Raw genomic sequence first — 13,984 nt, forward strand, 5'->3', positions numbered from 1 at the left:
AAAGGAAGTTAGGTGGGGAAATTGTTAGAGCTTGAAGGTAACTTATTTGAAGTTATGAAAGAAATTAGGGATGAGTTAGGTTCACCTAATGATTTAACAATTAGAGAAGTTGCTCTTGCTGGGAGTTTTACACGTTGTGCGGTTGTGTTTTTATGTGGATTAACAGACAAGGATAATGTTTATAAATATGTCGTTCGTACGCTGCAATACGAAGAAATTCCAAGTGAGGAAGCCGTTGTTCAAACGTTATTGGATCGTTTTATTTCTATCGCAGAAGTGGGTGTAAAGACGAAGTTTCCAGACATTATGAATGCGATTTTAGCGGGAGATACGGTTATATTAATTGATAATATTCAAACGGCTATCGTGATTAATAGTAGAGCTTGGGAAAAAAGAAGTTTAGAACCACCAGTAACTGAAGATTTAATACGTGGACCGAGGATCGGATTAAATGAAGATATTAATGTGAATAAAATGTTAATCCGACGTAGTTTACGTGATCCAAAGTTGAGGTTCCAATCTTATATTATGGGGAAGCGATCGCAGAAAGAAGTAACCCTAGTATATATAGAAGATATTATTAATCCTCACATTGTAAAAGAGTTGGATCGCCGTCTTCAATCAATAGTGACAGATGTCGTTTTGGAAACAGGTACGATTGAACAATTAATTCAGGATAATAATTTATCCCCATTTCCACAGTTTTTGAATACAGAGAGGCCTGATAATATTATAGCCTCATTAGCGAAAGGAAAGGCAGCCATTTTGGTAGACGGATCCCCATTTGCTCTTATTGCGCCACTCGTATTTGTTGATATTTTTCAATCTGTAGAAGATCATTACGAGCGCTGGGTGATTGGAACGTTATTACGATTTTTACGTATGGGTTCAGGTATAATTGCGGTTTTGTTACCAGCTATGTATGTAGCACTTGTATCTTACCATCAAGGACTTATTCCTTCTAAACTGGCTTATTCAATTGCAGGTGCTAGGGAAGGTGTTCCGTTTCCAGCGTATATTGAAACGTTAATGATGGCCTTGACTATGGAATTAATACGAGAAGCTGGAATCCGATTGCCGAAACCGATGGGACAAACGATAGGGATTGTAGGAGGTCTTGTAATTGGAGAAGCTGCGGTAAATGCAGGGATTGTAAATCCATTTTTAGTTATTATTATTGCAGTTACTGCGATTGCTACATTTTCGCTTCCTGTATATAGCATTACAATTACGTTCCGAATTTTACTTTTCGTCTTTGTATTAGCTGCAACGGCTTTTGGTTTGTATGGGATTATTCTAGCTCTGATCGCACTTGCTATTCATATTACAAATTTAACAAGCGTTGGTATACCGTATACAACTCCAATTGCTCCTGCATTTTATAAAGATTGGAAAGAAGAATTTATTCGCATGCCAAAATCGATGTTGAAAGATAGACCAGAGTACTTACAAACAAAAGATTCTACAATACGTCCAAAGGAGCGAAAATAATTGAAACCATTTGAGTATGGCGATGAAGAGATTGGATCTCGGGAAATTGGGTTTGCGGTATCATCGACCATTATTGGTATAGGAGCATTGTCTATGCCAAGAGATATCGCTAACCAAACTTTATTTTCGGACGGTTGGATTATTTTGCTTTTGGGTGGATTGATCTGTACAGTTTTAGGTTGGTTTGTGACGAGGGTGGCGATCTTATTTCCGAAACAAAATTTTGTTCAATATACGAGTGCGCATTTGACGAAGCCTGTTGCATACACAATTAGTAGTATTTTAGTATTAACGTTTGCTGCTTTGACAGCATATGAATCGCGAATGATTTCAATTATTTCTCAAACGTATTTATTTAGTGATACACCGATACAACTACTGTCTTTCTTCTTCTTGCTAGTTGTTATTTATGGAATAGCAGGATCAAGAGCAGCCTTATTAAGGTTAAATGTTTTATTCTTACCTATTGTTTTAATTGCGATAGTACTTCTTTCTTTATTGAATATAAATTTAATGGAAATAAATAATTTACTACCAGCTTTTCAAACGAAAGTAAGTCAATATGCTGTTGGAGTTAAAAATTCTATTTTTACGTTTATTGGATTTGAAGTAGCTTTATTTTATGCGGTGTTGCTGAATGATAAGTCAGCGAAAAAAGCGCCAATGGCAGTCGCGAAAGCGGTGATGGTAAACGTGTTGTCATACATTTTAATTTATGTAACTTGTATTAGTGTTTTTACGTATATGACCACACGTGGATTGACATATCCAACAATTGAATTAGGGAAAGAAATTGAAATTGGCGGAGGGTTTTTAGAAAGGTTCGATGCGATTTTTTTTACGACTTGGATTATTACTATTTATAACACTACAGCAATGTATTATGACGTCGCATCTTTATTGTTTTGTGCTATGTTTCCGAAAGTGAAGAAACATATTTTTATTTTCGTAAGTGCCCCTATTATTTTTATGGCGAATATGATACCTAGTAGTTTGAATGCTTTATCAAGTTATGGGACTTATTTAGCTTGGATAGATATGGGGTTTGTTGTGTTAGCGCCTTTGCTCGTTTTAATTGTATATAAAATAAAAAGAAGGAATGGTGGAAATGAAACACCTTCTTAAAATTATAATGGTTATGACTTTAACTGGATTTATGAGTGGGTGTTCTGAGTTAGAAGAGATAGAAGAAAGAGGATTTGTAGTAGGAGCGGCTTATGATATCGTGAAGGAGAAGAAAGCGAATCCAATTATGAAAGGGACGTATCAAATGGTACTTCCTAGTAAGTTAGCGCAGCAAGGTGGACAAGGTGATGGAGATGGCGAAAATTATATTAATGTTAGTGCGAAAGCAGATAGTGTGTTTGAACAAATAAGAATAATCGCTAAAAAAATTAGTCGTACATTATTTTTCCCTCATATACAAGTGATTATTTTCTCTGAAGAATTACTTTCACATCCATACATTTTACAAAATACGTTAGATGTATATATTCGCGATCATGAAATGAGAAGAAATATTCGTTTGTTTGTTTCAAAGAAAAATGCAGAATCTATTTTAAAACAGAGTGCAAAACCTGAAAATTTACCGGCGCAGTATATTGATATGTTAGCTGAACACCCTCCGAAAAATGCCCAAATGATTGAGGCTGCAAGAATTGGTGAGGTACAGGAAAAGATGATCTCTAACCGGAGTTTTGTATTACCTATTCTTGAACTAACAAAACAAGGGGTGCAAATGGACGGTGCAGCATTGTTTCGTGGAAAGGATAATAAGTGTGTAGGCAACTTGAGTGGGGAAGAAACATTAGGGATGAATTATATAATAGGTAAAAAAATTGGAGGTTTTTTTACCATTCGTAAAAAGGATCAACTTATTACATATGAAATTCATAAGTTGCGTCGAAAAATTAAAGTATCTACAACGAATGCTACAAAACCAAAGTTTAATATTCATTTATCTCTGGAAGGTACAATAGCTGAGTTGCATTTTAGTGATCATAAAAAGGTTTTGAATGAAAAGCGTTTAGAGAAGGATATATCGGAAGAAATGGAGAAGCGTATTCAAAAATCAATTAAACTTGTTCAAAAAAAATATAAGGTAGATGTATTAGAGTTAGGGGAAGTGTATAAGCGACATAATTATAAAGAGTGGAAAAAGGTAAGTAAGAATTGGGATCAAGGCGAAAATTACTTTAGTAAAGCTGAAATTACTGTTCATGTTCACCCGACGATTGAGCATTCAGGCTCGGCTTTACCTAAAAGAGTGAAATAAGGTGATGTAAGTTGTTTACGGGTTTAGGGATTAGTTGCACGATATTAATGGCAGTTCTTCCAGGAGCTATATATTTTATTCATAAAAAACTCACAACGTATGGAGCGCAGCCGTGGAATACTGATGTACAAAAAAAGAAACCTGAATGATTTTCAGGTTTCTTTCGTGCAAAGCAAACGTGAAGGGGGATACCTTCTATGTATGCTTTGCTTTATACAAGCCCTAACCAATGTACCAATTGTGTAGAGAGGAATGTAACAACAATGGCGATAACGGTAGGGATTGCAAACGATAAGAATGTCCATTTTGCACTTTTTGTTTCTTTATATATGTTAACCAATGTTGTTCCACACGGGAAATGAAGAAGTGAGAACAACATTGTGTTTAACGCTGTTAACCAAGTCCAACCATTTTCTAGGAATAGATTTTTAATTTGATTAAAATCATCTATTTCAGTTAAAGCCCCAGTTGATAAGTAAGACATTAATAAAATTGGGATTACAATTTCATTAGCGGGTAGTCCAAGAATGAATGCAGCTAGAATAAACCCGTCAAGTCCTAACATTTTAGCAAATGGATCTAGGAAGTTTACAAAATACATAAGTAAGCTTGTGTCACCGATAAAAATGTTAGCAAGTAACCAAGTTAATGCAGCCGCAGGGGCAGCAACAACTATAGCTCGTTTTAAAACATAGATTGATTTATCGAGTGTTGCGCGAACAATTGTATTCCAAACTTTTGGCTTGCGGTACGGAGGTAACTCAAGTGTGTAGTGAGTTGGAACCCCTTTTAAGGCTGTTTTTGATAGTACCCAAGAAACAGTTAATGTCATAATAACACCAATTACAACCATTCCAACTACAACGCCAGCAGTAACCAATGTTTGCATACTGCCTGTATAACCAGCAGCCATAAATAGTGAAGCCATTAAAATTAACATAGGCCAGCGACCGTTACAAGGAACGAAGTTGTTCGTTAAAATTGCTAGCATACGTTCACGTGGTGATTCAATGATACGTGTTGACATAATGGCTGCTGCATTACAACCAAATCCCATTGCCATTGTTAAAGATTGTTTCCCGTGTGCGCCGGATCGTTTGAATAAGCGGTCCATATTAAACGCGACACGTGGTAAGTATCCGTAGTTTTCTAGTAGCGCGAACATAGGGAAAAAGATTGCCATAGGTGGTAACATAACGCTAATAACAGCTCCGATACCACGGAATAAACCAAGTATTAAAATGCCATGTAACCATTCAGGTGCATGCGCTGCTTGGAACCAAGATGTTAAATATCCTTCGGCCCATCCGAAGAATTCGGCAATCATATCAGATGGTACGTTAGCGCCTGCGATTGTAAGATAAAAAATAATAGATAAAATACCGAGCATAATTGGGAATCCCCAGATTGGAGATGTGAAAATTTTATCTAGTTTTTCGGAACGATATAATTTATCAGTATTTGTATATTGGACGGATTCTTTACATATGCTTGCAGATGTTCGGTAAATATCTCCGACTATATCATCTCGTATATCTTCATTTGAAAGTGTTTGTGCATGTTGAATAATATAGTCTAATGGAAGAGCTTTACTGGCTGAGTGAGATTCCATTAATTATGACCTCCCTTACAAGTGGTTCATTATGGTGTTTTTGAAGTGTAGTTAAGAAATTTTTATCTCCATCCAATATACGTAACGCAATCCAACGTGCTGGATACGTATCACCGAACACCTTATAAATTTGTGGTTCTAATTCTTGAATCATATTTTCGACTTTTTCGCTGTAAGTAATTTTAATTGGTGTTGGAATTAGTTTTTTATTTGATACTTTTGCAATAACATTTAGTAAATGACCAATGCCTACTCGGTTACGTGCTGAAATTTTAACTACAGGTACACCAAGTGATTTTGCTAATTTTTTTTCATCAATAACAATACCTTTTTTCTCGGCTTCATCAATTAAGTTAATGCAAATGACTACGTTGTTTGTCATTTCCATCACTTGGAGTGCTAAATTTAAATTTCTTTCCATAGCAGTTGCGTCTAGGACAACTACAGTTACTTCTGGTTTTTCAAATATAATATAATCCCTCGCCACTTCTTCGTCCGCGGAATTTGAGTATAATGAGTAAGTTCCAGGTAAATCTATTAATGTATAAGTACTTCCGTTATGTTCATACTCTCCTTCAGCTTTTAAAACAGTTTTTCCTGTCCAATTTCCAGTATGTTGTTTTAAACCTGTCAAAGTATTAAATAATGTACTTTTCCCGGTATTCGGGTTGCCAGCTAAAGCAATACGATGTTTGCTCATCTGAAATCATCTCCTATTAATACCCCGAAAATAAGGGAACTTTCTTCTTTTCGCAGTGCAATAGTTGTGTTGCTCACTTGATAGGCGACCGGATCTCCAAGTGGACTGCGTTGCAATACTTTAATCGTTGCCCCAGGGATAAATCCCAAATCTAATAAACGTCGTTTCATAGTTCCTTCTAATTGTATCTTCTCAATTTGTACAAATTCCCCTGTTTTAAAATCGGAAAGGGGTTTAGTATTAGCCGATACCATAAAAGTTACCTCTTCTCTATATTGTTAGTGTTAGTTTAAAAAGTTTCCTTAGGTAAACTTTTTGTTAGTAATATAGTAGACTACATTGGATGATGCTGTCAATTAGTACTTTAAAAATATTCATTTAATTTTAGAATTGTTCCAATTTATTTAGTTGTACTAAAAAATACTACTGAAATTCTTTTTAATGTGCATAAATTAGGCGTGTAAAAGTTACAAAATACAGCGGGATTGTAAATATAACTTTAACTAAAAGGGAAAAAGAGAGAAAAACATTTACATTGAATTTACATTGTTAAGAATAAATTTACATTACAGCATAGTTAGTGTGGTTTTTGTTGGATTCTTTAACTGTAAATGTTGGGATTCATAGATTTTAAGGGTTATTATCGTCATTTACTTAAAATTAAAAATTGCTTAACACTCACATAATATTGTTGTCCTACAATGAATTTGTGTTCGAAAGAAAATGAATTCGAAAAGTGATAATCCAAATGGGGGTACAAGACATGGTTATGAAAAAAGGTATTAAATTCTCTTTAGCAGCTTTAGTGGTAGCAGGAGCATTAGTTGGGTGTGGAAAAGCAGAAGATACAACTAGTAAAGAAACTGCTAAAGGAAGCGATAATACAAAACAAGAATTATCGGGTACGATTGCAGCAGCTGGTTCTACAGCTCTTCTACCTCTTGCGGAGGAAGCTGGAAAGAAATTCATGGAGAAAAATTCAAAAGTTTCTATTCAAGTTCAAGGTGGCGGTAGTGGAACTGGGATTAACCAAGTAGCATCTGGTGCAGTGCAAATTGGTAATTCAGATGTTCCGTCTGGAGATAAAATAAAAGATGCTGAAAAGGCGAAAGAATTAGTAGATAACAAGGTAGCGGGTATTGCATTCGCTCTTGTTGTAAATAAAGATGTAAAAGTTGATAACTTAACAGTGCAACAAGTACAAGATATCTTCACTGGAAAAGTAACAAACTGGAAAGAAGTAGGCGGAAAAGATGAAAAAATCAACGTAATTAATCGTCCAGCTTCATCTGGTACACGTGCTACATTCGAAAAAACAATTATGAAAGACGCAAAAATCAATGATGGAACTGGAACAACACAAGATTCTAACGGTGCAGTAGAGCAAGCTATCAATTCTACTCCAGGTTCAGTAAGCTATTTAGCAATGTCTTACATGGTGGGTGATAAAAAAGGTGCACTGCAAACAGTGAAAATTGATGGTGCTGATCCAAAAGTTGAAAACATTGCGTCTGGTAAATATCCATTCTGGTCTTACGAGTATATGGTAACAAAAGGTGAAGCGAAAGAAGCAACAAAAGCTTACATCGATTATGTAAAAGGTAAAGACTTTGAAAAGCAAGTAGAAGATATGGGCTACATTCCAATGTCTAAATTAAATAAGTAATCAAATTTATGGGGCTGGCTGCAAGGCCAGTCCTGTTCATTTCAATCTGTGAAGTGGGGTCTGTCCTGTGATGAAGGGGAAAAAACAAATTAATTACGTGAAAAGTGAATATATAGGAAGATCACTTGTTACGTTTTGTGGTATTTTTATTGTTTTAATTACATTAGCTATTATTGCGTTTATTTGTGGCAAAGGAATTCAATCTTTTACACAAAGTGGTATCTCGTTTACTGAGATGTTAACATCGACAAAATGGAATCCAAATGCTGATCAAGGATCTTTTGGGGCTTTAATTTTTATTGTAGGTTCAACAGTGGTTTCGTTAGGTGCGGTTATTATTAGTGCACCAATTGCTATAGCTCTGGCTATATTCATGAATTTAATTTCGCCGAAGTTTGGAAATAAAGTATTGAAGCCTGTTTTAGAATTATTAGTCGGTATTCCGTCAGTAGTATACGGATTATTAGGGGTTACGATTTTAGTTCCGTTATTACGTGATTCGTTCGGGGGAGTGGGCTTTAGTTTAATTGCGGGTATCGTTGTATTAAGTATTATGATTTTACCTACTATTGCTAGTATCGCTTCTGATGCAATACGCTCTGTTCCATTTGATTATTTAGAAGCTTCTTATGGCCTAGGATCAACGAAATGGCAAGCAATTAGCCGAGTGATTGTTCCTGCTGCGAAAAAAGGAATTTTAACAGGTGTTGTTTTAGGTTTAGCGCGAGCTTTTGGTGAAGCGCTAGCCGTTCAAATGGTAATCGGGAATACGATTAAATTACCAGAAGGAATATATAGTCCGACAGCAACGTTAACTGGTATTTTGACAATGGACATGACAAATACATTGAACGGAACTGCTTGGAATAATGCGCTATGGACTTTAGCAATGATTTTACTTGTTATTTCATTCCTGTTTATTTTAGTAATTCGAGCGATTGGGCAAAGAGGTGAGCGATAATAATGAATGCAAGAACGGTAAATAAAGTTTGGACGGGTATCTTTTATGCGGTTGCGGCTTTGGTCGTAGCTATGCTAGTGTTCTTAGTGTTTGAAATTTTACAAAAGGGATGGGGTTTTTGGGATCCTAATTTCTTGTTTGGAGAACCAAGTAATACAAGAGCTGGTGGTGGGATTGGTCCGCAGTTATTCAATTCATTCTACATGCTTGTTATAACGCTTATTATATCTATTCCTCTTGGACTAGGTGCTGGAATATATTTAGCAGAGTATGCAAAACAAGGGCGCTTTTTAAATTTTGTTCGTTTATGCATTGAGACAATGGCGTCTTTACCATCTATTGTTGTTGGTTTATTTGGTTTGTTAGTGTTCGTTACAATGACAGGCTGGGGATACACAGTAATGGGTGGTGCTCTTGCTTTAACTATTTTAAACTTACCAGGTTTAACACGTGTTTGTGAAAATGCTATTTCAGAAGTGCCTCATAATGTAAAAGAGGCAAGTCTTGGATTAGGTGCAACAAAGTGGCAAACAATCGTTCGTATTATTATCCCATCGTCATTACCGCAAATTATTACAGGGATTATTTTAGCGGCGGGTCGTATATTTGGGGAAGCGGCAGCATTAATTTACACAGCGGGTTTAACATCTCCGATTTTAAATTCAGCAGCGGACTTCTCGAGTCCTGCGCATCCTTTAAATCCGTTTAGACCAGCTGAAACGTTAGCAGTTCATATTTGGAAGTTAAATTCTGAAGGGTTTATTCCAGATGCGAAGTTGATTGCGACAAAATCTGCAGCTGTATTAATTATTATGGTATTACTATTCAATGTCATTTCACGCTTGATAGCATCTGTATTGCATAAGCGCTTTACAGGAACGAAAAGAAAAAGTAAAACGACGAAGAAGATAAAAGCGGCATAAGTTACAAAGGAGAACTCTCTATTTATAAGTAGAGGGTTCTTTTTGCATTTTAATATAGAAGGAAAAGGTGTAGCGATTGTTGAATTTGTAATTCGTTATATAGATAAAGAGGTGAAAATGAGGGAGTGGATTTAATTTGTTTTTTCTGCAAATGTCAGGTTTTCCTGGGTCAGGAAAATCGACAGTTTCTAAGTATATAGCGAAATTAACAGGTGCTGTAATTATAGATCATGATGTTTTGAAATCCGCGTTGTTAAAATCATTAAAAGTAAAAGGAATTGAATCGACGATTGTTGGTGGGCTTGTGTATGATGCCGAATGGGTATTGATTGATTCTTATTTAGAACAAGGGCATAGTGTTATATTGGATAGTCCGTGTTTATATGAGGGAATGGTTGAAAAAGGGATTGAATTATCAAATAAACATGGTGTGAAATATAAATATATTGAGTGTTATCTTAATGATATGGAGGAGATTAATAGGAGACTGCAAACACGTAAGCGTATGATAAGTCAAATTGAAAAGGTGGAGTCGGAAGTAGGTTTTAAAAAGTGGTTAAATGGTAGTAAAAGACCTTCAAATAATGAATACCTTATTGTGGATTCTAGTAAACCTATAGAGCAATATGTGGAAAAAATGATGGATTATATGACTAAATAGAGAAAAGGCGTTATCTTCATTTGTGAAGATAACGCCTTTTCTTTTTAAAAATCAGGTGTTTCTGTAGAAGTGTTTATTTTCCTACGAGAGCGTCTTTTTCTCCCGATTTTATCTAATAGTTCATACATAACTGGAACGACTACTAATGTAAGAACAGTTGAGACTGCCAAACCGCCGATGACAACGACTGCTAAACTTTTTGATACCATACTTCCTGCTTGAGATTGGCCAAATAGGAGTGGGAGCATAGCAACGATTGTTGTTATAGCCGTCATAATAATTGGGCGAAGTCTTGTGGATCCAGCTTCTAGTAAAGCTTCTCTCGTTTCCAGTCCGTTTTCTCGGTTTTGTTGGACTCTTTCTATTAATACAATAGCGTTTGTAACGACAATCCCAATTAACATTAATGCACCGATCAAGGAATTTACATCAACAGGTGTTCGTGAAATGATTAATCCTAAAATACCACCGACAGCAGCTAACGGCAAGGAGAATAGGATTGCAAAAGGAGCACGTGCTTGCCCGAAGGTGATAACCATAATTAAATATACAATCCCGATTGCGATCCCCATAATTTTGAATAAATCTGTAAAATTCTCTTGCATAGATTCAGTAGCTCCTGCGGTATTTACTTTTGAACCGCTAGGTAAATCTAAGTCAGTTATCGCTTTATTTACTGCTTTGTTTACTTTACTCAAATCTTCATTTGAAGCTTCGGCGGTAATTTGAATTGTTTCTTTTCCGTCTTTATGGAAAATTTCTGTTTGCGTTTGTTTTTCTGAAATAGTTGCGATGTCTTTTAAAGGAATTGGTCCATTAATAGGTGATAGTATGTTTGTATTTAAAATATCTTCTTGTTTAGTAATGTTTTCCTTTTTATGTTCTATCATAATAGTAGTTTTTTCATTATTAATTGTAATTTCGCCAATAGGTGACTTCTTCATAAGGAATGCTACTTGTTGCGCAGCTATTTCTGGTGTTAAACCTAGTTGTTCAGCCTTTGTTTGATCAATATGAATTTGCCATTCTTTCTTAGAGTCTTCTAAATTCGTTTTTACTTTAGAAAGATCATCCATGCTTTTTAGTTTTGTTTCAACGATAGTAGCCGCCTCTTTTAAATCTGCTTCGTTAGTAGCTGTTACGTTAAATTGTAAGTTGTTGCCGCCACCAGAGCTTGAATAACTTGTTTTTATATAATCAAGTTCAGCAGGTTCAAAAGTTTTCTTTTCCTTTTTTAACTCTTTAATATATTGATCAATATCAGAACCTTTTTTAAAGACTACAAATATACTAGCAAGGTTATTTTTAGTTGTTTGCCCCCATTGTGCATCTTCTGCGCTAGATCCCATTCGTAAAATAACGTCTGTTACATCTGAATTAGAAAGTAATTTCTTTTCGAAATCGAATGCTTTTTGTTTTTGAGCTTCAGCATTATAATCGGCTGGAAATGTCATGTTAATAGATAACATTGTGTCGTCCTCAGATTTTATGTTTGCTTTCGGTAGTAATATATAGGCTGCAATTGATCCTGCAAATAATAAAAATGCAGTAAGTAGAATAATGAATTTATGAGAAAGAGACCACTTTAAGGTAGCAACATATCGTGATGAAGAACTTGGCTTTCGATGCTTTGTTTTTTTGAGTAGTAAAAAAGCCATAAGTGGAACAACTGTTAGTGCAACGATTAAGGATGATAGAATAGAATATACAACTGCTAATACCATAGGTAACATTAATTTTCCGATTGCTCCTGATACGAGGCCGATAGGTAAAAAAACAGCGACCGTTGTTAAAGTAGAAGAAGTAATTGCGACGGCGACCTCTTTCGTTGCATCAAGAATAATATTTTTAGAGAAAGAATCTTTTTGTAAACGGCGGAAAATATTCTCGATGACAACGATACTATCATCGACGAGACGTCCAACCGCAACAGCTAAACCACCAAGGGTTAAAATGTTAAGTGTGATGTTAGATTGATGTAGTAAAAAGAGTGTTAATAAAATAGATAATGGAATACTGACAACAGCGATGAGTGTTGTTCGGAAGTTACGTAAAAAGATTAAGATAATTAGAGTTGCAGCGATTGCTCCAAGTATTACTTCTTTTCCCATGCTAGTAACAGCATTTTCAACTTGTTCATGGGTTGAAGCCAAAAGTTTAATAGAAAATTGATCTTTATATTCCTTATTTATCTCTTTAACTTTTTTATCAATCTCTTTTCCGATGGCAACTGCATTTTTACTCGGTTCTTTCATGATGATTAACCCTGTGCCTTCTTCGCCGTTTATATGTGAGATTGTATCGTAGTGTTGTTTGATTTCGATTTGAGCAATGTCTTGTAATTTCACTTGGGGTGCCACAGTGATGTTTTTAATGTCATTTACATTTTTTATGTCCCCGATGACGCGGAGGTTGTATTCTTCCTGATTAACAGTAATTGCCCCGGCTGGAGTAGAAGTTTCTTTTCCTTGTAAAACAGTTAGTACCTGCTGTGATGTTACGTTTTTGTTTTTTAATTGGTTCGGATCAAGTACGATAGATAATTCAGAGGTTGATTTTCCGAAAAACATAACGTTGGCAACACCATCAATGTTTTCGAGTTGTGGTACGATTTCTTTTTCAATTTGTTTTTCATCTGCTTTTGAAAAACCGTTTTGTTTCTGGATAGTAATTTGGGCGAGTGGAATCATAGAAGTGTTTAATTGACTAACTACGGGCTTGGTTACATCTTTAGGTAATTTAATTGTATTGACGGCTTTTTCGACTTCGCGTGCTGCATCTTTCATGTTTGCTTTTGATGTATATGCAATGTCGATACGTGATAATCCCTCGTGCGTAGAAGAAGTGATGGTATCGATATGTTCCAAATTACGAAATTGTTTTTCGAGAGGGTCAGTTACGTCTTTTGTCATCGTTTCAGCGTCAAGTCCCTGAGATAAGGTTGTGACGGTGATTGCTGGATTATCGATACTTGGCAAAAATTCCATAGGTAATTTAGAGCCGGAATAAACACCGAGTATGGAAATGAGAAAAACCATGATGATAATGGCGGAGCGGTTTTTTAATGAAAACTTTGTTAACCTATCCATAAAATAATTCCTCCATTGCTTTATTTATAGTTGAATACGTCCTTTCTTACTATATAACAAAAAATGGATATCTTTCATTAATTAAATGTAAAAAAATTCTAATAATATTCTTAAGTTTATATTTGCGTTGGAATGTTGTTATTTGTAGGGAATTAAATTTTTGAATGGGAAGGAAGGGATTAATGCGTGTGGTTGGCTATTTAATTGGGATGTAATTTTTTCTTACGACTAATTTATATCGCTATTCTATAGAAGGATAATTATTATAAATTTTTATATAGAAGAGAATGAAAATCTGGGAAGGTATTGTGAAATGCAATTTGGTTGAATGAAGTGTAGTAGTATACAATCAGAATAACTATTTTTAGTAGAAAGGATAACAGTTCTTTTTATAGAAAAAGTAGGATAGATAATTTTTTTGTGTTTTTTATAAAAAACACTTGTTATTTAAAAAACATGATGGTATATTAATAAACGTCGCTGATGCGGAAACGCAGAAAAACGACAAAAAATAAATTTTAAAACTTAGTTGACATCGAAAAATGAAGATGTTAATATGATGAAGTCGCTTCTGAAGCGGTGGACAAGTTCTTTGAAAACTGAACG

At 35.2% G+C, this 13,984-nt stretch carries 12 protein-coding genes; 8 read left to right on the plus strand and 4 right to left on the minus strand.

All coding sequences use genetic code 11. The features are described 5' to 3' along the window. The first annotated feature begins 12 nt into the window (after positions 1–12). Genes gerLA through CN409_RS32000 form a run of 4 tightly spaced genes read left to right on the plus strand, consistent with a single transcriptional unit; the run spans position 13 to position 3,915 of the window. Positions 13–1,491: a spore germination protein GerLA gene (gene gerLA, locus CN409_RS24915; protein WP_003309092.1), complete on the plus strand. Its 1,479-nt coding sequence runs from the start codon at positions 13–15 to the stop codon at positions 1,489–1,491. Beyond that, entirely contained in the window at positions 1,492–2,616 is a 1,125-nt protein-coding gene (gene gerLB, locus CN409_RS24920; protein ID WP_000802019.1) for a spore germination protein GerLB, read from the plus strand. Further along, positions 2,600–3,766 (plus strand): spore germination protein GerLC, encoded by a 1,167-nt coding sequence (gerLC, locus tag CN409_RS24925; RefSeq protein ID WP_000681639.1) that lies wholly within the window; start codon positions 2,600–2,602, stop codon positions 3,764–3,766. Before gerLB ends, gerLC begins: the two co-directional genes overlap by 17 nt. Before the next feature lie 11 nt (positions 3,767–3,777). Further along, positions 3,778–3,915: a hypothetical protein gene (locus CN409_RS32000; protein WP_000493991.1), complete on the plus strand. Its 138-nt coding sequence runs from the start codon at positions 3,778–3,780 to the stop codon at positions 3,913–3,915. 62 nt (positions 3,916–3,977) lie between these two features. On the opposite strand, the gene CN409_RS24935 is transcribed toward CN409_RS32000, so the two are convergent. The 3 genes from CN409_RS24935 to CN409_RS24945 are packed head-to-tail and all read right to left on the minus strand — an operon-like array spanning position 3,978 to position 6,332. Next, a complete protein-coding gene (locus CN409_RS24935; protein WP_000443621.1) occupies positions 3,978–5,378 on the minus strand; it encodes a nucleoside recognition domain-containing protein in 1,401 nt (466 codons plus the stop codon). Next, positions 5,356–6,078 (minus strand): FeoB small GTPase domain-containing protein, encoded by a 723-nt coding sequence (locus CN409_RS24940; RefSeq protein ID WP_000033874.1) that lies wholly within the window; start codon positions 6,076–6,078, stop codon positions 5,356–5,358. The genes CN409_RS24935 and CN409_RS24940 overlap by 23 nt, the downstream gene beginning before the upstream one ends. Beyond that, the gene (locus tag CN409_RS24945) at positions 6,075–6,332 is read right to left on the minus strand and encodes a FeoA family protein (RefSeq protein ID WP_000252988.1); all 258 of its coding nucleotides are present in this window, start codon (positions 6,330–6,332) and stop codon (positions 6,075–6,077) included. Before CN409_RS24945 ends, CN409_RS24940 begins: the two co-directional genes overlap by 4 nt. Before the next feature lie 509 nt (positions 6,333–6,841). Between CN409_RS24945 and CN409_RS24950 the strand changes: the two genes are divergently transcribed. The 4 genes from CN409_RS24950 (at position 6,842) to CN409_RS24965 (ending at position 10,289) form a co-directional block, all read left to right on the plus strand. Then, the gene (locus tag CN409_RS24950) at positions 6,842–7,744 is read left to right on the plus strand and encodes a phosphate ABC transporter substrate-binding protein PstS family protein (protein ID WP_000245111.1); all 903 of its coding nucleotides are present in this window, start codon (positions 6,842–6,844) and stop codon (positions 7,742–7,744) included. A gap of 70 nt (positions 7,745–7,814) precedes the next feature. After that, positions 7,815–8,705: a phosphate ABC transporter permease subunit PstC gene (gene pstC, locus CN409_RS24955; RefSeq protein WP_000676676.1), complete on the plus strand. Its 891-nt coding sequence runs from the start codon at positions 7,815–7,817 to the stop codon at positions 8,703–8,705. Between the two features lie 2 nt (positions 8,706–8,707). After that, positions 8,708–9,628 (plus strand): phosphate ABC transporter permease PstA, encoded by a 921-nt coding sequence (pstA, locus tag CN409_RS24960; protein ID WP_000994151.1) that lies wholly within the window; start codon positions 8,708–8,710, stop codon positions 9,626–9,628. Positions 9,629–9,764: 136 nt separating this feature from the next. After that, the gene (locus tag CN409_RS24965; protein WP_000465759.1) at positions 9,765–10,289 is read left to right on the plus strand and encodes a P-loop nucleotide/nucleoside kinase family protein; all 525 of its coding nucleotides are present in this window, start codon (positions 9,765–9,767) and stop codon (positions 10,287–10,289) included. A 44-nt stretch (positions 10,290–10,333) separates the two neighbouring features. Here the strand turns inward: CN409_RS24965 and CN409_RS24970 are convergent, their stop codons facing one another. Next, complete coding sequence (locus CN409_RS24970; RefSeq protein ID WP_097981446.1) at positions 10,334–13,378, minus strand: efflux RND transporter permease subunit; 3,045 nt, start codon at positions 13,376–13,378, stop codon at positions 10,334–10,336. Positions 13,379–13,984 lie beyond the last annotated feature (606 nt).

The sequence above is a fragment of the Bacillus sp. AFS012607 genome, from assembly GCF_002558005.1.
Lineage (GTDB): Bacteria > Bacillota > Bacilli > Bacillales > Bacillaceae_G > Bacillus_A > Bacillus_A thuringiensis_S.